This is a genomic window from Streptomyces sp. NPDC127190 (assembly GCF_042672505.1).
Taxonomy (GTDB): Bacteria; Actinomycetota; Actinomycetes; order Streptomycetales; family Streptomycetaceae; genus Streptomyces.
The window spans coordinates 187363-210083 of sequence record NZ_JBHXVE010000015.1 but is presented as its reverse complement, the minus strand read 5'-3'; the positions used below and the strand labels follow the sequence as shown (position 1 = coordinate 210083).

The window sequence follows — 22721 nt, the reverse complement described above, 5'->3', positions numbered from 1 at the left end:
GCCCGGGACGGCGCAAGCGGGAAAGCGGGGCGGCTCAGGTGCACCACCACAGGAAGTGGTTGCAGGTCTTGGTGGGCGTGGGCTGCGGAGCGGGGGCGGAGGTCGTCGGGGCGGTGGTCGGGGTGGCCGGGGGTGGGGAGGCCGGCGCGGCGGAGGTCGTCGGGTCGGCGCCGGGGCCGGGGCCGGTGGTGGCCGACTGCACGGCCCGGTCGCTGACGGAGGCGGACGGGGAGGCCGACTCCTTGTCCTTCTTGGCCTTGGCGGCGGACGCGGAGGCGGAGGGGTCGGGAGAGGCCGAGACACGCGTGCCGTCGCGGGCCGTCCGGGCGCCGGGCGCGGCCGGGCCGTCCGTGTGGCCCTGGCCCGCGGGGGACGCGGAACCGTCCGCCGCGGTGCCGTCGGGCGAGGAGGGCGCGTCGGGAGCGAAGGGCGAGAACGGGGCGTCGGTGCCGAGCGAGGCGAGGCTGAGGCCGCCGGCCGCCAGCACGAACCCGGCGGCGACCAGCACGGTACGGCGCCGACGGCGCCGGTGCGCGGCGGCCTTGCGGTCCCGCCGGCTGGAGTCGGCCTCGGCGGGGCCCGCCGTGCCGGCCCCGCGCCCCCTGCGCCGCCCGGCCCGCCCGCCGCCGTCCTCTTCGTCCTCTTCGGCCCCTTCGCCCTCGTAGCCGCCGTCGTAATCGTCCTGGTGCTCGTCCTCGCCCCGCTCGGAAGCGGAATCAGGGTCGGGGTCGGGATCGGGGCCCAGATCGGGGCCCGGGCCGGGTTCCGGATCGGGATAAGCGTACGGCTGCGTCGCGTCGTACGGCTGCGCGGTGTCGTACGGCTGTGTCATGCCGTACTGCTGCTGCTCGTACTGCTGGGGTGCGCCGTACGCCGGGTACTGCTGCGGGTACTCCTGCGCACCCGCGTACGCGGCCGACACGTCGGCGGGTACGGCGAGTCGGTCGGCCGGTGTGCCGCAGCCCGGGCAGGCCAGGGCGCCGTTGAGGTGCCGTTGGCACGGGTGGCAGTAGTCCATGACGCGGGAAGACTAGAGTCCGCACGGGTCACGTTCCTAGCCGCCCCTGTGAAGGTTTCGTAGGGGAGCGAAAACATTCTCGAAAGGCTTGTCGAAACCGTTACCTGTTCGACCCATTGACACCCCGACCGCACCGTCCTTACTGTCACGCCAGCATTTCGAACGTGTGACGAAATCTCGAACAGCTGAGGGGCAACTGCCGTGCGCATCACCGGAATCAGCACGCACGTGGTCGGCACGCCGTGGCGCAACCTGACCTACGTCCAGGTGCACACCGACGAGGGGATCACGGGAGTCGGCGAGACCCGGATGCTCGGACACACCGACGCGCTGATCGGCTACCTGAAGGAGGCCGAGACCAACCACATTCTCGGATCGGACCCGTTCGCTGTCGAGGACCTGACCCGCCGGATGAAGTACGGCGACTACGGCCGCGCGGGCGAGATCGTGATGTCCGGCATCGCGGTCGTCGAGATGGCCTGCTGGGACATCAAGGGCAAGGCCCTGGGCGTGCCGGTGTGGCAGCTGCTCGGCGGCAAGGTCACGGACAAGGTGAAGGCCTACGCCAACGGCTGGTACACCACCGAGCGGACGCCGGAGGCGTACCACAAGGCCGCCCAGGGGGTCATGGAGCGCGGGTACAAGGCGCTGAAGATCGACCCGTTCGGCACCGGCCACTTCGAACTGGACCACCAGGAGACCGTGTACGCCGTCTCGCTGATCGAGGCGGTCCGGGACGCCATCGGGCCGGACGCCGAGCTGATGCTGGAGATGCACGGCCGCTTCTCCCCCGCCACCGCCGTGCGGCTGGCCAAGGAGATGGCCCCCTTCAAGCCGGCCTGGCTGGAGGAGCCGGTGCCGCCGGAGAACCTGAAGGCGCTGGAGAAGGTCGCCGCCAAGGTGGACATGCCGGTCGCCACCGGCGAGCGGATCCACGACCGGATCGAGTTCCGCGAGCTCTTCGAGAGCCAGGCCGTGGACATCATCCAGCCCGACCTCGGGCACATCGGCGGCATCTGGGAGACCCGGAAGCTCGCCGCGACCGCCGAGACCCACTACATGCTCATCGCGCCGCACAACGTCGGCGGGCCGGTGCTCACCGCCGCCTCGCTCCAGGTCGGCTTCACCTCCCCCAACTTCAAGATCCTGGAGCACTTCAACGACTTCGCCGACGCGGAGATCAAGAAGGTGGTCAAGGGCGCGCCGCAGGTCGTGGACGGCTACTTCCAGCTGTCCGACGCGCCGGGCCTCGGGGTCGAGCTGGACGTGGACGCGGCGGCGGAGTTCCCGCAGCAGCGGGCGCACTTCGACCTGTGGGCCGAGGGCTGGGAGAAGCGCAACCCGAAGGACGGCAAGTGAGTTCGCAGGTCGTCGTCGAGGCGCCCGGCACCCACCGGGTGGAGGCGCACACCCCGCGCGAGCCCGGCGCCGGGGAGGCGCTGGTGGCCGTGCACGCGGTGGGCATCTGCGGCAGCGACCGCGAGGTGTACCAGGGCAACCGGCCCGAGGGGTATGTGCGCTATCCGCTGACGCCCGGCCACGAGTGGTCCGGGACCGTGCGGGCGGTGGGCGCGGGGGTGCCCGAGGCGCTGGTCGGCCGGAAGGTCGTCGGCGAGGGCTTCCGCAACTGCCAGGTCTGCGACCGCTGCCACGCGGGCGAGACCACGCTGTGCACCTCCGGGTACGAGGAGACCGGGTTCACCCAGCCGGGTGCCATGGCCGCCACCCTGACCCTGCCGGCGCGGCTGCTGCACGTCCTGCCGGACGACGCCGACCTCGGCGCCGCCGCCCTGCTGGAGCCGGCCGCCTGTATCGCGGCCGCCGCGCTGAAGGCGGACGCGCAGCCGGGGCAGCGGGTCGCGGTGGTCGGCACCGGGACGCTCGGGATGTTCGCCGTGCAGTTCCTGAAGGCGATCTCGCCGACGGAGCTGCTGGTGGTGGGCACCCGGCGGGACCGGGAGGCGCTGTCCCGGCAGTACGGGGCCACCGGCTTCCGGCTCCGGGACGAGGAGTTGCCCGACGACTTCGACGTGGTCATCGAGACCGCCGGGTCCGCCTCCGCCGCCCGCACCGCCGCCGGGCTGCTCCGGCGCGGCGGACGGCTGGTGCTCACCGGGATCCCGGCGCCGGGCGCGGACGGGCTCGACCCGACCGATCTGGTCGTACGACAGCTGGAGGTGCACACCGTCTTCGGGGCGCCGCCGGACGCCTGGGCGCACGCCGTGCGGGTGTTCGCGGCCGGACTGCTCGACCCGCTGCCGCTGGTCACGCACGAGCTGCCGCTGACCGAGTTCTCGCAGGCCATCGAGCTGGTCGGGGCCGGTGACCCGAAGGTGGGCAAGGTGCTGCTCCGCCCCTAGCCGTACGCCGGTCAGGGTGAGACCTGACGGCGCCCTGACCGGCGTACCTCCATCGCCCCTTCCCCGCCTTTTTCGTACCCAGAGCCGCGAACCCTGTCCGACATATCGAACATCGCGCACGTCGCGTACCCCGCGTACGTCTCGAACGCCTCACCCGAAGGACACCTTGTGACCGACGCTTCCGCCCCGGCAGCCCGCAGGCCCGGCGAGCAGGTGCTCGCCGCACTCGGCCTGGGCGCGCCCGCCCTCGACCCCGCCGACGCCTCCGCCCACAGCTTCCCGGGCGGCGGCCGCTGGCGCACCGAGATTCCCTCGTGCGAGGGTCCCGAGGCGCTGGCGGTCGTGCTGAAGGAAGCCTCCCGGCTCGATGTGCCGATCCACCGGATCAGCCAGGGCAGCGGCGTGTGGATGCTCACCGACGCCGAGATCACCGAGATGGTGGACGCGACCCGGGAACGCGACATCGAGCTGTGCCTGTTCACCGGCCCGCGCGGCACCTGGGACATCGGCGGCTCGGTGCGGTCCGACTCGCGGGGGGCCGGACTCCGCGCCCGGGGCCACGACGCCGTCGCCGGCTGCCTGGAGGACGCCGTCCGCGCCACCGAACTGGGCGTCAAGTGCCTGCTCGTCGCCGACGAGGGTGTGCTGTGGGCGCTGCACCAGGCGCGGCAGCGGGGCATCATCCCGGCCGACACCACCCTGAAGGTCTCGGCGCTGATCGGCCCGGTCAACCCGGCCTCGTACGCCGTGTACGAGCGGCTCGGCGGCGACTCCATCAACGTGCCCAGCGATCTGACGCTGGACCACCTGACCGAGATCCGCCGGGTGTCCGGCGCTCCGATGGACATGTACATCGAGGCCCCCGACGACCTCGGCGGCTATGTGCGGATGTACGAGGTCGCCGAGCTGATCCGGCGCGGCGCACCGCTCTACCTCAAGTTCGGTCTGTCCAAGGCTCCCGGCATCTACCCGTGGGGCACTCACCTGCGGGACGTGACCCTGGACACCGCCCGGGAGCGGGTGCGGCGCGGCCGCCTCGCCCTGGACCTGCTCGCCCGGCACGGCGCGGACGGCGACATGGCGCCGCTCGGCTCGCGGCTGCCCGGCACCCTCAACCGCTTCCCGAGCGAATAGCCCGCCGTATCCCGACGGCTGCATCTCAACGACGAGAAGACCAAGGACTGATCACCATGCGCAACCGCAGAGCCGCCATCGCCGCGATAGCCGGAGCCGCCTCGCTCGCCCTGACCCTGACCGCCTGCGGGCAGAGCGGCTCGGGCGGCAGCAAGGAGAAGACCGGTGACGTCAAGGGCGCCACCATCGGCATCGCCATGCCGACGAAGTCCTCCGAGCGGTGGATCAACGACGGCAACGACATGGTCAAGAACCTCCAGGCCAAGGGGTACAAGACCAAGCTGGTCTACGGCGAGGACGACCCGAGCACCCAGGTCTCGCAGATCGAGAACATGATCACGCAGGGCGTCAAGGGCCTGATCGTCGCGGCGATCGACAACAAGTCCCTGAACAACGTGCTCCAGGAGGCCAAGCAGGCCAACATCCCGGTCATCGCCTACGACCGGCTGATCCTCGGCACCAAGAACGTCGACTACTACGCCTCGTTCGACAACGAGAAGGTCGGCACCCTCCAGGGCACCTACATCGTGCACAAGCTCGGCCTGGACAGCGGCAAGAAGGGCCCGTTCAACATCGAGCTGTTCGCCGGTTCGAACGACGACAACAACACCCAGTACTTCTTCGACGGCGCGATGAAGGTGCTCCAGCCCTACATCGACAAGAAGCAGCTGGTGGTCAAGTCCGGCCAGACCAAGCTCAACCAGGTCACCACGCTGCGCTGGGACGGCACCACCGCGCAGAAGCGCATGGAGGACATCCTCACCTCCTCCTACAAGAGCGGCCGGGTCGACGCGGTGCTCTCGCCGTACGACGGCATCTCCATCGGCATCATCTCCGCGCTGAAGTCGGACGGTTACGGCTCCGGCAGCAACCCGCTGCCCGTCATCACCGGCCAGGACGCCGAGCTGGCCTCGGTGAAGTCGATCATCGCGGGCCAGCAGTCGCAGACCGTCTTCAAGGACAGCCGCAAGGAGACCGCGGTCGCGGTGTCCATGGTCGACGATGTGCTGCACGGCAAGAAGCCGCAGGTCAACGACACCAAGACCTACACCAACGGCGCCAAGGTCGTCCCCTCCTACCTGCTCCAGCCGGTGAGCGTGGACAAGACCAACTACGAGGACGTCCTGGTCAAGGGCGGCTACTACACCGACTCCCAGCTCAAGTAACCGGCCCTGACTCCCTACGGATTGAAAGGCACGACCATGGCGGGACCCGTCCTGGAAATGCGCTCGATCGTCAAGACCTTTCCCGGTGTCAAAGCGCTGTCGGACGTCTCACTGACCGTCCGTCAGGGCGAGGTCCACGCCATCTGCGGAGAGAACGGCGCCGGCAAGTCGACCCTGATGAAGGTCCTCTCCGGCGTCCACCCGCACGGCACCTACGAGGGCGAGATCCTCTTCGAGGGGGAACTCTGCCGCTTCAAGGACATCCGGGCGAGCGAGCAGCACGGCATCGTCATCATCCACCAGGAGCTGGCGCTGGTGCCGTACCTCTCCATCGCGGAGAACATCTTCCTCGGCAACGAGCACGCCACGCGCGGGCTCATCAACTGGCGGGCGACCCTGCGGCACGCCACCGAGCTGCTGCGCCGGGTCGGACTCGACGAGCACCCGGAGACCCGCGTCGCCGACATCGGCGTGGGCAAGCAGCAGCTCGTGGAGATCGCCAAGGCGCTGTCGAAGGAGGTGAAGCTGCTCATCCTCGACGAGCCGACGGCGGCGCTGAACGACGAGGACAGCGGCAAACTCCTCGATCTGATCCTGGAGCTGAAGAACCAGGGCATCACCTCGATCATCATCTCCCACAAGCTCAACGAGATCCGCCGGGTCGCCGACTCGGTGACGATCATCCGCGACGGGCGTTCCATCGAGACGCTCGACGTGCGGGCCGAGGGCACGACCGAGGACCGGATCATCAGCGGCATGGTGGGCCGCGACCTGGACCACCGCTTCCCCGAGCGCACCCCGCACGAGCCCGAGGAGGGCGCGGCGCCGGCGCTGGAGATCCGCAACTGGACCGTCCACCACCCCATCGACCAGCAGCGCAAGGTCGTGGACGACGTCTCGCTCAGCGTCCGCAGGGGTGAGATCGTCGGCATCGCGGGGCTGATGGGCGCCGGCCGCACCGAACTCGCGATGAGCGTCTTCGGCCGCACCTACGGCCGGTACGCGGGCGGCACGGTCCTCAAGGACGGCGTCGAGATCCGTACCAAGACCGTCGCGGAGGCGGTGGACCACGGCATCGCGTACGTCACCGAGGACCGCAAGCACTACGGCCTCAACCTCATCGACACCATCAACCGGAACATCTCGCTGACCGCGCTGCGGAAGGTCGCCAAGCGGGGCGTGGTGGACGAGCAGGCGGAGCGGCGGGTCTCCGAGGGCTTCCGGAAGTCGATGAACATCAAGGCGCCGACCGTCTTCGAACCGGTGGGCAAGCTCTCCGGCGGCAACCAGCAGAAGGTCGTCCTCAGCAAGTGGATCTTCGCCGGCCCGGACGTGCTCATCCTGGACGAGCCCACGCGCGGCATCGACGTGGGCGCCAAGTACGAGATCTACACGGTCATCGACCAGCTGGCGGCCCAGGGCAAGGCGGTCGTCTTCATCTCCTCCGAGCTGCCCGAGCTGCTCGGCATGTGCGACCGCATCTACACGATGGCCGCGGGACGGCTGACCGGCGAGGTGCCCCGGTCCGAGGCCACGCAGGAAGTGCTGATGCGCCATATGACGAAAGACAAGGCGCCCACGGACAACGCAAAGGACGAAGAGGTAACGCGATGAGCACGGACGTCACCGACAAGACCCCGGCCGCCGCGCCGCCGGGCAAGGGCGGATCGGCCGCCGACGAGAGCCTGTTGCAGCTGGTGCTCGGCGGCCTGCGCCGCAACATGCGCCAGTACGGCATGCTGATCGCGCTCGGTCTGATCGTCGTCCTCTTCCAGTTCTGGACCGGCGGCGACCTGCTGCTGCCCCGCAACGTCTCGAACCTGGTGCTCCAGAACAGCTACATCCTGATCCTCGCGATCGGCATGATGCTGGTGATCATCGCCGGGCACATCGACCTGTCGGTCGGTTCGATCACGGCGTTCGTGGGCGCGTTCGCGGCCGTGCTGACCGTGCAGCACCATGTGGCCTGGCCGATCGCCGTGGTGCTGTGCCTGCTGGTGGGCGCCGCGGCGGGCTCCGTACAAGGCTTCCTGATCGCCTATCTCGGCATACCATCCTTCATCGTCACCCTCGCCGGGATGCTGCTCTTCCGCGGTCTGACGGAGATCCTCCTCAAGGGCCAGACCCTCGGCCCCTTCCCGGACGGCCTCCAGAAGATCGGCAACGGCTTCCTGCCCGCGGTCGGCCCGAACACCAACTACCACAACCTCACCCTGCTCCTCGGCCTCGTCCTGGTGGCCGCCGTGGTCTGGCAGGAGGTCCGCGACCGGCGCCGGCAGCAGGAGTTCGCCCTCGACGTGGTGCCGCGCAACCTCTTCCTGCTCAAGCTGGTCGCCCTGGTCGCCGCGATCGTCGCCCTCACCATGCTGCTCGCCAGCTACGACGGTGCGCCGATCGTGCTGATCATCCTCGGTGTGCTGGTGGGCGGCTACGGCTACGTCATGCGCAACTCGGTCTTCGGCCGGCACATCTACGCCATCGGCGGCAATCTGCCGGCGGCCAAGCTGTCCGGTGTGAAGGACAAGCGCATCACCTTCCAGGTGTTCCTGAACATGGGCGTGCTCGCGGCCCTGGCGGGTCTGGTGGTCGCCGCCCGTCTGAACGCGGCCTCGCCGAAGGCGGGCGACGGCTTCGAACTGGAGGCCATCGCCTCCTCGTTCATCGGCGGCGCCTCCATGAGCGGCGGTGTCGGCACCGTGCTCGGTGCCATCATCGGCGGTCTCGTCCTCGGCGTGCTGAACAACGGCATGAACCTCCTCAGCGTCGGCACCGACTGGCAGCAGGTCATCAAGGGCCTGGCCCTGCTGGCCGCGGTCGGGTTCGACGTGTGGAACAAGCGCAAGTCCGGTTCGTAAGTCAGATCGGGCCCCGCCGGAGGAACCGGCGGGGCCCCTCCTTTTACAGGAGCCGCAGTGATGGAACTGAATAGACGCACGGTCATCGCGGGCGCGGCGGCGGCGGGAATCGCCGCCACCTCCCTCGGCCAGGGCACCGCCCAGGCCGCAAGCCGTCCGCAGGGCGGCAAGCCGCGGAAGGAGCTCTTCGGCACGCTCGCCGACGGCACCAAGGTGTACCGCTGGTCTCTGGAGAACGGCGGGACCCGGCTGAAGGTCCTCTCCTACGGCGGCATCATCCAGTCCCTGGAGATCCCCGACCGGCACGGCCGGCACGTCAACGTCTCCCTCGGGTACGACAACCTCGACGCGTACGTCAAGGGGACGACCTTCTTCGGCGCCACCATCGGCCGCTACGGCAACCGCATCGCCAAGGGCCGGTTCACCCTGGACGGCACCACCTACCAGCTGTCCGTCAACGACGGCGAGAACAGCCTGCACGGCGGCGCCAAGGGCTTCAACACCAAGGTGTTCGACGTGGAGCCGTTCGTCTCCGGCTCCGACGTCGGCCTGCACCTGTACTACACCAGCGTCGACGGGGAGATGGGCTACCCCGGCACGCTGCGCACGAAGGTCACCTTCACGCTGAACCGGCACGGCGACTGGCGCATCGACTACCGGGCCACCACCGACAAGCCGACCGTCGTCAACCTCACCAACCACACGTACTACAACCTCGCCGGTGAGGGCAGCGGCAGCATCTACGGCCACGAACTCTGGCTGGCCGCGCACCGGTACACCCCGACCGACAAGGGGCTCATCCCCACCGGCGAGCTGGCGAAGGTCAAGGGCACCCCCTTCGACTTCACCCACCCCAAGCCGGTCGGCCGGGACATCCGCACCGGCCACCCGCAGCTGGTCACCGCCAAGGGCTTCGACCACAACTTCGTGCTCGACAAGGGCGTCACCGCCCACCCCGAGCACGTGGCGACGCTGCGCGACCCCGGGTCCGGCCGCACCCTGAAGATCTACACCGACCAGCCGGGGGTGCAGTTCTACTCGGGCAACTTCCTCGACGGCACCCTGGTCGGCCCGTCGGGTCACACCTACCGGCAGGGCGACGGGCTGTGCCTGGAGACCCAGCACTTCCCGGACTCGCCGAACGAGCCGTCGTTCCCGTCCACCGTGCTGCGGCCGGGGCAGACGTACCGGACGACGACGATCCACCGGTTCAGCGCCTGAAAGCGGCCTCTTCGCGGCTGAGTTGAACGGCTCCGCCGCGGCCCGCGTATCCAAGGGCGGCCCGTGCTCCCCCGCACGGGCCGCCCTTGGACGGAGGTTCCCTTGGCCGGCAACGTCACCTCGTTGTTCCGCGGCACCGGCCCGGTGGACTTCCTTGTGCCGTGCAACCCGTACTTCCCCACCCCCGCCATCTTCGAGGAACTCTCGGCCCGGCTGCACGAGATCCTGGCCTCCGCCCCGAGCGGCGCCGACACCGTCACGGCCGAGCTGTGCGCCCTGCTCCAGCTGCCGCCCGCCTGCGTGGCGATGGGCAACGGCGGCACCGAACTGATCACCTGGATCGACCACCTGCTGGTCCACGAGTCCCTGGCGGTGCCGGTCCCCGCCCTCGGCCGCTGGACCGAGCAGCCGATGGAGACGGGCAAGCGGGTCGACATGTTCCCGCTCCAGGAGGCGAACGGCTTCGCCCTGGACCTCGCCCAGTACGCCGAGTTCATCCGGGCGCGCCGGACCCGGGTGGCGGTGATCTGCAACCCCGGCAACCCCGACGGCGGCGCCGTGTCCAGACAGTCGCTGGTGCGGTTCATGGACGCGATGGCGGACCTCGACCTGGTGGTCGTGGACGAGTCCTTCCTGGAGTTCGCCGACGCGGAGGCCGAGCCGAGCGTGGTCCAGGACGCCATGCTGCGGCCCAACGTCATCGTGCTGCGCAGCCTCGGCAAGAGCGTCGGCCTGCCCGGCGCCCGCCTCGGCTACCTGGTGGCGAACCCGGCCCTGGCCGGCCGTATCCGCGCCATGCTTCCCAAGTGGAACCTCAACTCCCTCGCCGAACACCTGGTGTTCATGCTGCGGGAGTACGGCACCGAGTACGCGCAAGCCCTCCAGCAGATCCGCCGCGACCGGCTGGAGATGGCCGGCCTGCTCGCCGCGCTGCCGGGCCTGACCGTCTACCCGTCCCAGGGCAACTTCCTCTTCGTGCGCCTCCCGGTCGGCGCCGAGGGCACGGTCGTCCGGGACCGCATGCTCGCCGAACACCGGATCCTGGTCCGCGAGTGCGGCGACACCATCGGATCCTCCAGCCGCTTCCTGAGACTCGTGGTGCGCCCCCAGGCCGACGTGCGTCGCCTGGTGTCCGGCCTGGAACAGGTGCTCTACGGGTCCGGGAGGGGAGCCGCCGTACCCGGGCCAAGCACCGGGACCAGCTACAGCTCGGGTACGGCGGCGGTGGACCGGCTGGTCGGCTCGACCAACGGGTCCGGCATACCGGGAGCGGCCGCATCGGCCCGGCCGCTTCCGCCCGCCGCACCCCTTCCGGCCGCCGGCACCGGCATGCCGCTCCCCGCCGCCACCCCACTGGCCGACGGGATGCCGGTGCCTGCGGCGCCTCAGCGGGTGCCTGCGGCGCCTCAGCCGGAACTGGTACCGGGGCCTGCGGTGCCCCAGCCGGAGCTGGTACCGGGGATGCCGATGGCGCCGGCGCCTGCGAGCCCCGAGCCGGTGCCGATGCCTGCGGCAGCCCAGCCGGTGCCGGGGCCGGGGGCCATCCAGCCAGTGGGTATGCCAGCGGCGCCCCAGCCGGTGCCGATGCCTGCGGCAGCCCAGCCGGTGCCGGGGCCGGGGGCCATCCAGCCAGTGGGTATGCCAGCGGCGCCCCAGCCGGTGCCGGTGGCAGCGACAGCCCAGCCGGTGGGGGTGCCTGCGGCGCCCCAGCCGGTGCCGATGCCTGCGGCAGCCCAGCCGGTGGGGGTGCCTGCGGCGCCCCAGCCGGTGCCGATGCCTGCGGCAGCCCAGCCGGTGGGGGTGTCGGCGGCCATGCAACCGGTGCCGGGGCCGGGGGCCATCCAGCCGGTGGGTATGCCGGCGGCGCCCCAGCCGGTGCCCTTGGCAGCCGCGCCCCAGCCGGTGCCCAGGGCAGCCGCGTCCCAGCCGATGGGGATGTCGGCGGCCTCCTCATTCGCGCCGGCGCCCGCGGCCTCCCCGCCGATGCCGGTCGCCGCGGCCTCCCAGCTGATGCCGGTCCCTACGGCCTCCCAGCAGGCGGGGGTGGCAGCAGCCCCCCAGCCGGTGCCCGCGGCCCTGGCCGCCCCGGCGCCGCAGTCACCGGGGCAGCAGCCCCTGATGCCCGTCCAGCAGCCCATGGCCCGGGCGCCGCAGGCCATGGCGGCCCCCGCTGGCCAGCCCATGGCCCCGGCACCACCGTCCCGGGCAGCCGCCGCACAGCCCGCGGCTGCCGCCACCCTGATGGCCCCGCCGCCCGCGTCCGCCACGCCCACCCCGCCCGGGGTCCCCGCCCGTGGGGGGCTCACCGCGGCTCAGGTGCGCGGTATGACGGCGCCGGCCCCCCTCTCCGCCCAGGGGCTGACCCCGGCTCCGGCCACCGGCTGGCCGAACGCGCAGAGCTGGCCGGACGCCGCCGGGCTGGACCAGGCCGCCGGATAGCCACGCACCCGGCCCGCGGGGGACACCCCCGCGGGCCGGGGCCTCGGTCGGTGCCTCGGTCAGCCGGCCGGGCACTGCTTCCAGGCCAGGTGGTACACCGTGCTGATGTCGCCGTCGGTCGAGTCCATCGTCATGAAACTGACCTTGCCGGGGGCCGTGCCGCCCGCGTTCACCCGCAGCTCCGTGTTGATGTTGAAGTTGCGGAGCACCCCGCAGGGCGCCCAGACGAGCTGGGCCCAGTCCGTGCTGTCGGTGGCCTGCCAGTCGTCGTTGTAGGGGCCGGTGAAGGGGTGTGTCCTCGGCACCGTGCTGGAGGAGCCCTGGAAGTAGTACGAGGCCCGCTGGGCGGCGCTCGCTCCGGGCTGGAGGGAGAGGAAGCCCCGGTAGTCCGCGCTGGCGACCGCGTAGGTGAAGCCCTGCGGGACATGGACCACCAGGTTGAGCTGGCAGTTCTTGCGGAAGGCCGTGGGGTCCGAATTGCCGCCGGCCTGGGCGAGATAGGAGCTGTAGGTGACCGTGAAGGCCGTGTTGTCCGGGGACACGGCGACCGCGGCCGTGCCCGCCGGACAGCCGGACCCGTTCACCGTGGCCACATCGATGACGATCTTGTCCGGGGGCGGGTCGTCGACCACGGGGGACGAGGCGCGCGCGGGGCTTGCGAGGGCGAGGGTGGTGAGCAGCGCGGCGAACGCGCCGCTCACCAGGGGTCTGCCGGTCATGGCTCTCCCTTTCCGGGTGGGGGGTGGCTGTCGCCCCCGGCCTGTGGAGAATCCATGGACGTGCCGTGAAGGCCGGGAGCGGTCCGCAGCGTACGAGTCGCCGCGGCGAGCCGACAGGCCGCTCCCCGGCCATTCACAGTCCCCTTTTCACACCCGCTCCCTCGCCGGTTCCGCGCTCCGTCACAGCTCCTCGAGGAGGCTCGTCACCGAGCCGTTCTCGAAGATCTCCCGGATCGCCTGGGCGATCAGCGGGGCCACGGACAGCACCTCCACCTTGTCCAGGCCGGTCGCGGCCGCGGTCGGCAGGGTGTCGGTGAAGACGAACCGGCTGACCCTGCTGTTCTTGACCCGGTCGACTGCCGGGCCGGACAGGATGCCGTGCGTGGCGGCGACGATGACGTCCTCGGCGCCCCCGGCGTACAGGGCGTCCGCGGCCGCGCAGATCGTGCCGGCCGTGTCGACCATGTCGTCCACCAGGACGCACACCCGGCCCTCGACGTCGCCGACCACCTCGTGCACGCTCACCTGGTGCGCGACGTCCTTGTCCCGCTTCTTGTGCACGATCGCCAGCGGCACCCCGAGCCGGTCGCACCACCGGTCGGCGACGCGGACCCGCCCGGCGTCCGGGGAGACCACGGTCAGCCGGTCGCGATCGACGAGCCCGGCGATGTGGTCGGCGAGCGTCGGCAGCGCGAACAGATGGTCCACCGGCCCGTCGAAGAAGCCCACGATCTGGTCGGTGTGCAGATCGATGGTGATGATCCGGTCCGCCCCGGCCGCGGTGAGCAGGTCCGCCACCAGCCGGGCCGAGATCGGCTCGCGGCCCTTGTGCTTCTTGTCCTGGCGCGCGTAGCCGTAGAACGGGGCGACCACGGTGATGCTGCGCGCGGAGGCCCGCTTCAGCGCGTCGATCATGATGAGCTGTTCCATGATCCACGTGTTGATCGGGGCGGTGTGCGACTGGACGACGAAGCAGTCCGCGCCGCGCACCGACTCCTCGTGCCGGACGTAGATCTCACCGTTGGCGAAGTCCCGTGCCTGGGTGGGGATCAGGGCCGTGCCCAGCTCGGCGGCGATGCGTTCGGCGAGGGCGGGGTGGGCCCGCCCGGTGAACAGCTGGAGCCTGCGCTCGGCGGTCCGGACGACCGGTCTCGGCTTCACCGGCCGCTGCCCTGGGCGAGCACCGGGTAGTCGGTGTAACCGCGGTGGTCGCCGCCGTAGTACGTCGACTCGTCGGCGGTGTTGAAGGGGCCGCCGGCCTGGATGCGGGCGGGCAGGTCGGGGTTGGCGAGGAACAGCGCGCCGAGCGAGACGGCGTCCGCGAGGCCGTCGTCGAGGACCGCCTGGGCGCTCTGCACACCGGCGGGGAAGGAGTCCGGGGTGGCGTGCGGGTTGACGACGAGACCGCCCTGCCACAGGTCGCGGATCGCCCGGGTCACCGGGCGGCTGACGATCTCGCAGACCTCCAGGAAGGCCAGCTCCGGCAGGGCCGGGACCAGGGCCGCGTAGAGCGCCTCGGTGTCGCCCTCGGCGATGTCGTTGTAGGTGTTGGCGGGCGAGACGCGCACGCTGGTGCGCTCGTTGCCGATCGCCGCGGCGACGGCCTCGGTGACCTCCACGGTGAAGCGGATGCGGTTCGCCAGGGAGCCGCCGTAGGCGTCGGTGCGGTGGTTGGTGTTCTCGGCGAGGAACTGGTGCAGCAGGAAGCCGTTGCCGGCGTGGATCTGCACCCCGTCGAAGCCGGCCTCGATCGCGTTGCGGGAGGCGGTGACGAAGTCCTCGACGGTGGCGGCGATCTCCTCCACCGTCAGCTCGCGCGGGACCGGGTAGTCCTGCATGCCGTCCGGGGTGAAGCACTGGCCCGCGGCGGCCACCGGGGAGGGCGCGACGGACTGGTGGGCGCTCTCGTAGAGGGAGGGGTGGCCGATGCGGCCGGAGTGCATCAGCTGCACGACGATCTTGCCGCCCTTGGCGTGCACCGCGTCGGTGACGGTGCGCCAGGACTTCACGTGCTCCGGGTGGTGCAGGCCGGGGGTGTTGAGGAAGCCCTGGCCGACCTGGGAGGGCTGGGTGCCCTCGGTGATGATCAGGCCGGCGCCGGCGCGCTGGGCGTAGTACTCGGCCATCAGCTCGGTGGCGTCGCCGCCGGGCGTGGCCCGGTTGCGGCTCATGGGCGCCATGACGAGCCGGTTGGCGAGGGTGATCTTGCCGAAGGAGACGGAGTCGAACAGCGAGGTCATGATCTTCCTTTTCCGGTTCAGGAGGTGGCGGTCAGGTGGCGGGCGTGGGCGGCGGCCAGACGGCCCCCGACCTCCGCCGTGGAGATGAGGACGGCCATGTTGGCCTGGGCGGTGCGGCCCCCGGTGGCCCGGTCGACGGCGTGCATCAGGTACTTGGTGAGGCCCTGGCCGGTGACGCCGTCCCGCTCGGCCTGGGCGAGCGCGTCGGTGATCGCGGCCTCGGCGACGGCGGGGTCGACGGCGTCCTCGGCGCGCGGCGGGGTGGTGACGACCACTCCGCCGGGGTGACCGGTGGCCCAGTGGGTGGTGACGACCCGGGCGATGAGGTCCTCGTCGTCGATGCGGTGCGGGGCCTTCACACCGCTGGAGGCGCAGTAGAACGCCGGGAAGTCGTCGGAGCCGTAGGAGATGACCGGGACGCACTGCGTCTCCAGGTACTCCATGGTCAGCTTGAGGTCGAGGATCATCTTCGCGCCGGCGCAGACCACGGCGACCTTGGAGCGGGTCAGCTGGATCAGGTCGGAGGAGATGTCCATGGTGGTCTCGGCGCCGCGGTGCACCCCGCCGAGGCCGGCCGAGGAGAAGAACGGGATCCCGGCCAGTTCGGCGGCGACCAGCGAGGAGGCGACGGTGGTGGCGCCCCGGCCGCCGCGGGCGAGCACCACCGGCAGGTCCCGGCTGGAGACCTTCGGGATGCCGGACCCGGAGGCGAAGCGCTCGATGTCCCGCTCGGTCATCCCGACCCGGATCGCGCCGTCCTCGACGCAGATGGTCGCCGGGACCGAGCCGCCCTTGCGGACCGCGGCCTCGACCTGCCGGGCGGTCTCGGCGTTGTGCGGGTAGCCCAGTCCGTGCGTGATGACGTTGGACTCCAGCGCGACGACCGGGCGGCCCTCGTGCAGGGCCTCGCGCACCTCTTCGGTGTGGACGAGCGGGATCGCGGGGCTGGTGGGGCTCATCGGTTTCCTTCGGTCGGGACGGGCTCGGAGTAGTGCGGCTGCTTCCACAGCAGGTGGGCCTTGGCCTCGATCTCCGGGGTGTGGACCTCGGTCGTCCACACGGCGGGCTCGACGGGCTCCACGGCGATCGACACCGCGCCCGGTTCGACGCCGAACACCCGGGTGACGGTCCGGGTCAGCGCGGCGGTCAGGTCGGCCTTCTCGGCCTCGGTGAACGTGCGCGGGAAGTGTTTGATGCTGACGTGCGGCACGGCAGCGGACCTTTCGAGTGCGAGGGGGACCCCGCCCCGCGCCGGGGGAAGTCGCGCGGGGCGAGGAGCTTGGGTCGGGATCGTCGGCCGGATCGCGTCAGGATCCGTGCGGGATCACCCGTGGAACGTCACGTGCCGGATGCGGCCGATGAGTTCGTCCACGCCGTGCTGCTTGAGCACGCTGTAGTGGTCACCGTCGAGGTCGATCACCCGGGGCGGGCGGGCGGAGTAGCCGGAGCTGTTCTCCAGGAAGGAGTAGTCGTCGCCGCGCGCCTTGAAGATCGTCACCGGTGCGTCGATCCGGCGCTCCCGCAGTTCGCGGAAGCTGTACTCGAACTCGTAGGTCTCCGCGACGATCCGGGTGATGCGGCGGATCGTGCCCTCGTCGAGGGCGGGCATCCGGTCGTGGACGAAGGAGACGAAGGAGTCCTCGTCGGTGACCCGGCGCAGGCAGGCGTCGACGGCGGGGCCGTGGGCGGTGCCGGCGAAGACGGAGAACAGGATGGTGAGGTAGGCGGGGTTGGCGAAGGAGGCCTCCCGGCCCCAGCGTTCGGCGCCCTTCACCCGTACCTCGGGGTTGCCGGGGCAGATCAGCAGCAGGTTCTCCACCTTCTCGCCGAACTGCTCCAGCTGCCAGGCCGCCTCGAAGGCCACCCGGGCGCCGAAGGAGTAGCCCCACAGGGTGTACGGCCCGGACGGCCGGCTGCGGCGGATCTCCGCCACGTCGGCCATCGCCATCTCCCGGATGGTGGGGTACGGCACCTCGCCCGGGTTGATGCCCTGCGCCTGGACGCCGGTGACGGGGCGGTCCAGGCCGACGCCCTGGGCGAGCAGCCGCAGGTTCATCGGGTAGCCGCCGAGGCCGGGCCAGACGAACACGGGGTTGCCCGCGCCCTCCTGGTGCAGCGGCACCAGCCGGGAGCTGCGGGCCGGGGCGCCGCTGTCGATGCGGGCGGCGAGGTCGGCCAGCTTCGGCGTCTCGAAGATCACCTGGAGCGGCAGTGCGGCACCGAACTCCTTGTTGATCCGGTTCACCAGCGCCACGGCGTGCAGGGAGTTGCCGCCCGAGCCGAAGAACTCGTCCTCGGTGGAGACGCTGTCGTACTTCAGCATCCGGCCCCACTCGGCCGCCAGCCACTGCTCGGTCGGGGTCGCGGGGGCGACGTACACGGCCGAGCCGCGGGCCGTGACGACCTCCGGGAGGGCGGCCGCGGCCTTGGCGTCGATCTTGCCGTTGGCGGTGAGCGGCAGCTCGTTCACCACGACGACCCGCGCGGGGATCATGTAGTCCGGCAGGAACTGGGCGAGATCGTCGCGGATCATCTCGGCCGGTCCCTTGGTGTGCACCGCGTCCTCGGCCATGCCCTCGTGCGCGGCCTGCTCGGGGGTGATGCGGCCGCCGACGAAGAAGTACGAGGCGGGGGCCGGCGGGATCCCGGCCGCGGCGAGCAGGTCGTCCAGTCGCCGGGAGGCGGGCAGCGGGTTGCCGGTCTTCGAGGAGTAGCCGGAGGACATGAAGCCCGTGCCGGGGGTGCGCTGGAGGCGGTGCAGCAGGGTGCCGAGCACGATGTAGTGCCGCCAGTCGTCGCTCGCCCGGGAGACCGCGCTGATGCCGAGGGACGACCGTTCGTAGACGCCCTGGTTGATGGCGATGACATGGCGCCGTTCCACCACCTGCTCGCCGAGCGGCTCCAGTTCGCCGTCCCGGTGCCGGTACAGGCCCGCCGGGAGCCCCGCGACGCGGTCGCCGTGCGCCTGCACGAACAGCTCCACCTCGTCGGGCCGGGGCCGGCCGTGGTACGGGGTGACGGCGAAGGTGCCGAGGTAGTGGTCGTCGGCGTCGGCGTCGAGCCGGGCGGCGACCGACGCGTCGAAGCCCTCCGGTTCGATGGTCAGGCCGTGCCGGGGCAGCACCTCTTCGAAGACGCCGAGCATGTGCCCGGTCTCGAACTCCAGCACCTCCACGATGTTGTTCTTGTAGACGGGCTCGATGGCCTGCCGCCTGCCGAGGAAGTGCACCTTCAGGGGCGAGCCACCGCTGCCGGCCGCGTCGCCGACCCGGACCAGGGTGTGGTCGACGGGGTGGTGGTAGTAGACGCCGGACAGGCCGAACAGGCCGTCGGTCTCCAGGTACAGCTGGGTGGCGTACAGGGCGCCCGGTGAGGCGTAGACGTACTTGGGCAGCAGCCGCTCGGCGCTGCGGAACGGGCCGAACCAGCGCAGGATCGTGCCGAGTTCGCCGAGCGTGAGGTCGCCGGGGGTGCGCGGGGCGGCGGCCTCGGCGGGGCGCGGGGCCAGCAGGGCGCGCACGTCGTCGACGGTCGTCGGGCCGCCGTCGTAGAAGCGGTAGGTCTTGCGGGCGAAGGCCGTGCGGCGCTGCTCCTCGGTGCCCTCGGCGCCGGGCAGCGCGGTGACGGGCCGGCCGGCCAGCCGCTCCGGCGGGCGCAGGCCCGGGTTGGACAGCTGGGCCTTGACCTGGAGCTTGGACGCCTTCGACTGGTGGTGGGCGGCGTCGTCGCGGCCCTGGTCCATGACCGCGGCCGTACGCTCGTTCAGCTCCACCGCGGCGACCAGGGTCCGGCCGCCGGTGCGGGGGTCGTCGGTGACGACCGCGGCGGCCCGGCGCACCCAGGTGTGCTCCTCGATCCGGGAGGCGACCTCCTCCAGCTCCACCCGGTAGCCGCGCAGCTTGACCTGGTTGTCGGTGCGGCCCATGAACTGGATGGTGCCGTCCGGGTTCCACTGGGCGAGGTCACCGGTGCGGTAGAGGCGCTCGGTGGGGTTGAACGGGGAGACGAGGAAGCGTTCCCGGGTCACCTCGGGCAGCCCGATGTAGCCGCGGGCCACCTGGACACCGCCGATGAACAGCTCGCCGCTCTCGCCGATGTCCACCGGCTGCCGGTTCTCGTCCAGGATGTAGCAGGTGACGTTGTCGGCGGGGACACCGACCGGGAGGATCGCGGGGGACGACTCGTCCAGCGCGTCCGGGTCCACCCAGTGGGAGGTGGCGTTGATGGTCGTCTCGGTGGGGCCGTAGAGGTTGACCAGGGAGACGCCGGGCAGCGCCTGGAAGAGTTCCTGGGCGAGGGCCCGGGTCAGGGCCTCGCCGCCGGAGAAGACCCGGGTCAGGGAGGTGCAGGCGCCGAGTTCCTCGGTGTCCACCAGGGCCTGGAGCAGCGTCGGGACGCCCTGGAGGGCGGTCACCCGGTGCTCGCAGATCATGGTGATGATGCCCTCGGGGTCGCGGTACAGGCCGGGGCCGCCCATCACGACCCGGGAGCCGACCGCGCAGGCGAGGATCTCCCACTGGGCGGCGTCGAAGCTCATCGGGGTCTTCTGGAGGATGGACACCTCGGGGCCGAGGTGACCGCAGTTGTCCAGCCAGCGCAGCTGGGAGACGATGCTGCGCTGCTCGATCATCACGCCCTTGGGTTTGCCGGTGCTGCCGGAGGTGTAGATGACGTAGGCGAGCTGGTCGCCCTGCGGTAAGGCGTCGGGGGCCGGGGCGCCGGCGGCGGGGCAGTCGTCCAGGGTGACGACGGTGGTGCCCTCGGGGACCAGCCGGCCGAGCCGCTCGCGCAGCCGCGGCTGGGTGACGACGACCCGGGCGCCGGAGTTCTCGAGCATGTACCGCAGCCGGGCCTCGGGGTAGTCGGGCGACAGCGGCAGATAGGCGGCGCCGGCGGTGAGGATGCCCCACACACCGGTGACCAGCTCGGCGGAGGGTTCGGTGTAGAGGCCGACGCAGGTGTCCGGTACGACGCCGAGCGCGGTCAGGCGGGAGCCGAGACGGTCGGCCTCGGTGGTGAGTTCACGGAAGGTGAGGTCGCCGCCGGCCGCGGTGACCGCGATGTCGTCGGGGCGCAGCCGGGCCTGGTGGTCCAGCAGGCTGCGCAACGACGCGTGCTTGAAGAACACGCCGGATATAGGTGCCTGGGTGTTCATGTTCTGTGTGTCCCCCCGAACGGTTTGGTGGCCTAGACCCGGCTCGTGGCACGGGTCGTAGGCGCCTTTGATGTGGTGTCTCTCTTACGGGTGCGGCTGCGGGGCTGGGCGAGGACGACGGCACCGATCACGGCGGCGCCGCCGAGCAGCTGGAGCGGGCGCAGGGTCTGATCGAGGAAGAGGTAGCCGAGGACGGTCGCGCACAGCGGCGAGGCGAAGGACAGGAAGGACGCGGCGAGCGCGGGCAGCTTGGACAGTCCGCGGAACCACAGCACGTAGGCGATGAGCGCGCCGATGATGCAGAGGTAGGCGAAGCCGCCGATGTTGCGCCAGGTGAGGTGGTCCGGCAGGTCCTCGCTGGCGAGGGTGACGGGCAGCAGGGCCAGTCCGCCGACGGTGAGCTGCCAGCCGGTGAAGGTCAGCAGGTTGACGCCCTCGGGGCGCCCCCACTTCTTGGTCAGCACGATGCCGGAGGCCATGCACAGGGCGCCGAGCAGGCCCGCCAGGACGCCGATGCCGTCGAGGCCGGCGTGCGGCTGGAGCACGAGCAGGGCGACACCGGCGGCGGCCAGCAGACAGGAGGCGATGTGCAGCGGCCGGATGCGGTCCTTCAGCAGGACGGCGCCGAGCAGGAGCACGATCATCGGCTGGATGGACATCACCAGCGCGGCCACTCCGCCGGGCAGGTGGTAGGCGGCGAGGAAGAGGAAGTAGAAGAACGCGCCGATGTTCAGCACGCCGAGCACGACGGCCCGCCACCACCAGATGCCCTGGGGCAGTTTCCGGGTGACCAGCAGCAGGATCAGGCCGGCCGGCAGCGCCCGCAGGGTGGAGGCCAGCAGCGGCCGGTCCGGGGGCAGGAACTCGGTGGTGACGAGGTAGGTGGAGCCCCAGACGGCGGGGGCGAGGGCGGTGACCGCGGAGGTCGCCGCGAGGCGTTGACTGCTCACTTCTTGGCTCCGGAATCGGTGGTCCCGAAGAAGCGGTCGCCGAAGTCGCCGATGCCGGGGATCATGAACGCGTGCTCGTTGAGCCGGTCCTCGATCGCGCTGGTGACGATCTTCATGCGGGGCCGTTCCTGGGCGACCCTGCGCAGTCCTTCGGGGGAGGACAGGAAATTGACCATGACGATGTGCTCCTCGCGCACCCCGGCGTCGATCAGCACGTCGACGGCGGCGAGCGCGGATCCGGCGGTGGCCAGCATGGGTTCGAGCAGCAGCACATGGCGCTCGGCGATGTCGTCGGGCAGGTGCTTGTAGTACAGGTGCGGCAGCTTGGTCCGCTTGTCGCGCTGGATGAGGATCTTGCCGATGCGGATGCCGGGGTGGATGTCGCGGAGTTCGCTCTCCATGGCCTCGCCGGCGCGGATGACGGGCACCGCGCAGATCTTCGAGGCGAACTCGAGTCCGTGGTAGGTGGCGCCGACCGGGGTGGTGACCTCCTTCTTGGTGAACGGCAGGAGGTCGAGGCCGTGTTCGAGCAGCAGGCGGATGACCCGGCGCGCGTAGAAGACGAACTCGGCGCGGGGGCAGTCCCGGTCCCGGATGATGGTGTGGATGGCGCGCAGCTGGTCGGTCTGCGGGATGAGATGCACGTTGTGGCCCGTGGTCACGTCGGACTCCTCGGGGTCGGCTGTCGACGGGTACGCGGGTGACGGGGGGCGCCCGGATCGTGTCGCGCGCGCAGCCGGGCGCCCACCCGGCGGGATGCTCAGCCGATCTCGTCGAAGGCCCGGCGGGCCTCGGCGACGAACTTCGCGACCTTGGCGCGGTCCTTGCGGCCGTCGGGGCCCTCCAGGCCGGTGTGCGCGTCGACCGCGGCGGGCCGGACCGCGCGGATCGCGTCGCCGACGTTCTCCGGGTTGAGACCGCCCGCCATCATCAGCGGCTTGGGCGAGCGGCGGACCAGTTCGGCGGAGACGTTCCAGTCGTGGGTGAGTCCGGTGGCGCCCTTGGCTCCGGTCCTCGGGTCGAAGGTGTCCGTGATGTACATGTCGACGTACGGGTGGGTGTCGTCGACCAGCTTCAGCAGTTCCTCGGCGTTGTCCTGCTTGACCACGAGGGACTTGAGCACGAACAGGTCGGGCCGCAGCTCCTTCAGCCGGCGCAGCTGGCCGGTCTCCACGTCTCCGTGCAACTGGACGGCGACGACGCCGAGTTCGGTGCAGAACTCGCTGATCTCGTCGGCCTCGGTGAGGTAGCTGATGAGCACGCCGGCGTGCGGGGCCTTCAGGCCCTTGATGATGGCGGCGGCGTCCTGCTCGGGGATGTCGTCCTTGCCGGACGGCAGGCGCAGCGCGAAGCCGAGCCAGTCCGCGCCCTCCCCGATGATCAGGTCGGCTTCGTCGGCGTCGATGACACCGGCGACCTGGACGAGCTTGTTGACAGTGGTCATGTGACCATTCCCCCCTGTGG

General features: G+C 71.1%; 17 protein-coding genes and 1 pseudogene. 8 read left to right on the top strand and 10 right to left on the bottom strand.

Features of this window, described 5'->3' with window-relative positions; all coding sequences use genetic code 11:
* Nucleotides 1-34: 34 nt before the first annotated feature.
* On the bottom strand, nt 35-1018 hold the full coding sequence (locus ACFVIU_RS23530; protein WP_385844799.1) for a hypothetical protein: 984 nt from the start codon (nt 1016-1018) through the stop codon (nt 35-37).
* 201 nt (nt 1019-1219) lie between these two features.
* On the opposite strand from ACFVIU_RS23530, the gene ACFVIU_RS23525 reads away from it, so the two are divergent.
* From ACFVIU_RS23525 to ACFVIU_RS23490, 8 genes and pseudogenes are all read left to right on the top strand, one after another.
* The gene (locus ACFVIU_RS23525) at nt 1220-2377 is read left to right on the top strand and encodes a mandelate racemase/muconate lactonizing enzyme family protein (protein WP_385844798.1); all 1158 of its coding nucleotides are present in this window, start codon (nt 1220-1222) and stop codon (nt 2375-2377) included.
* Nucleotides 2374-3378, top strand: a complete 1005-nt coding sequence (locus ACFVIU_RS23520; RefSeq protein WP_385844797.1) for a zinc-binding dehydrogenase — start codon at nt 2374-2376, stop codon at nt 3376-3378. Before ACFVIU_RS23525 ends, ACFVIU_RS23520 begins: the two co-directional genes overlap by 4 nt.
* A gap of 168 nt (nt 3379-3546) precedes the next feature.
* Complete coding sequence (locus ACFVIU_RS23515; RefSeq protein ID WP_385844796.1) at nt 3547-4512, top strand: hypothetical protein; 966 nt, start codon at nt 3547-3549, stop codon at nt 4510-4512.
* A gap of 56 nt (nt 4513-4568) precedes the next feature.
* The gene (chvE, locus tag ACFVIU_RS23510; protein WP_385844795.1) at nt 4569-5678 is read left to right on the top strand and encodes a multiple monosaccharide ABC transporter substrate-binding protein; all 1110 of its coding nucleotides are present in this window, start codon (nt 4569-4571) and stop codon (nt 5676-5678) included.
* 36 nt (nt 5679-5714) lie between these two features.
* Nucleotides 5715-7292 carry a multiple monosaccharide ABC transporter ATP-binding protein gene (gene mmsA, locus ACFVIU_RS23505; RefSeq protein ID WP_385844794.1) on the top strand — a complete coding sequence of 526 codons (1578 nt, stop codon included), beginning with the start codon at nt 5715-5717 and terminating at the stop codon, nt 7290-7292.
* Complete coding sequence (gene mmsB / locus ACFVIU_RS23500) at nt 7289-8533, top strand: multiple monosaccharide ABC transporter permease (RefSeq protein ID WP_385844793.1); 1245 nt, start codon at nt 7289-7291, stop codon at nt 8531-8533. The genes mmsA and mmsB overlap by 4 nt, the downstream gene beginning before the upstream one ends.
* 60 nt (nt 8534-8593) lie before the next feature.
* A complete protein-coding gene (locus tag ACFVIU_RS23495; protein WP_385844791.1) occupies nt 8594-9754 on the top strand; it encodes an aldose epimerase family protein in 1161 nt (386 codons plus the stop codon).
* A gap of 102 nt (nt 9755-9856) precedes the next feature.
* A pseudogene (locus tag ACFVIU_RS23490) lies at nt 9857-11512 on the top strand (aminotransferase class I/II-fold pyridoxal phosphate-dependent enzyme); the annotation flags it as partial.
* Between the two features lie 740 nt (nt 11513-12252).
* Here the strand turns inward: ACFVIU_RS23490 and ACFVIU_RS23485 are convergent.
* The 9 genes from ACFVIU_RS23485 to ACFVIU_RS23445 form a co-directional block, all read right to left on the bottom strand.
* Complete coding sequence (locus tag ACFVIU_RS23485) at nt 12253-12912, bottom strand: DUF4360 domain-containing protein (protein ID WP_385844790.1); 660 nt, start codon at nt 12910-12912, stop codon at nt 12253-12255.
* A gap of 180 nt (nt 12913-13092) precedes the next feature.
* Nucleotides 13093-14073, bottom strand: a complete 981-nt coding sequence (locus ACFVIU_RS23480; RefSeq protein WP_385844789.1) for a ribose-phosphate diphosphokinase — start codon at nt 14071-14073, stop codon at nt 13093-13095.
* Complete coding sequence (locus tag ACFVIU_RS23475) at nt 14070-15152, bottom strand: alkene reductase (RefSeq protein WP_385844788.1); 1083 nt, start codon at nt 15150-15152, stop codon at nt 14070-14072. The genes ACFVIU_RS23480 and ACFVIU_RS23475 overlap by 4 nt, the downstream gene beginning before the upstream one ends.
* Before the next feature lie 17 nt (nt 15153-15169).
* Nucleotides 15170-16111 carry a pseudouridine-5'-phosphate glycosidase gene (locus ACFVIU_RS23470; protein WP_385844786.1) on the bottom strand — a complete coding sequence of 314 codons (942 nt, stop codon included), beginning with the start codon at nt 16109-16111 and terminating at the stop codon, nt 15170-15172.
* Nucleotides 16108-16362 carry a tautomerase family protein gene (locus tag ACFVIU_RS23465; RefSeq protein ID WP_385844785.1) on the bottom strand — a complete coding sequence of 85 codons (255 nt, stop codon included), beginning with the start codon at nt 16360-16362 and terminating at the stop codon, nt 16108-16110. The genes ACFVIU_RS23470 and ACFVIU_RS23465 overlap by 4 nt, the downstream gene beginning before the upstream one ends.
* A gap of 114 nt (nt 16363-16476) precedes the next feature.
* Complete coding sequence (locus ACFVIU_RS23460; protein ID WP_385844784.1) at nt 16477-20307, bottom strand: amino acid adenylation domain-containing protein; 3831 nt, start codon at nt 20305-20307, stop codon at nt 16477-16479.
* Between the two features lie 32 nt (nt 20308-20339).
* Nucleotides 20340-21257: a DMT family transporter gene (locus tag ACFVIU_RS23455; RefSeq protein ID WP_385844782.1), complete on the bottom strand. Its 918-nt coding sequence runs from the start codon at nt 21255-21257 to the stop codon at nt 20340-20342.
* Nucleotides 21254-21901 carry a uracil phosphoribosyltransferase gene (gene upp, locus ACFVIU_RS23450; protein WP_385844816.1) on the bottom strand — a complete coding sequence of 216 codons (648 nt, stop codon included), beginning with the start codon at nt 21899-21901 and terminating at the stop codon, nt 21254-21256. Before upp ends, ACFVIU_RS23455 begins: the two co-directional genes overlap by 4 nt.
* Before the next feature lie 116 nt (nt 21902-22017).
* Nucleotides 22018-22701 carry a phosphoribosylanthranilate isomerase gene (locus ACFVIU_RS23445; protein WP_385844781.1) on the bottom strand — a complete coding sequence of 228 codons (684 nt, stop codon included), beginning with the start codon at nt 22699-22701 and terminating at the stop codon, nt 22018-22020.
* Nucleotides 22702-22721 lie beyond the last annotated feature (20 nt).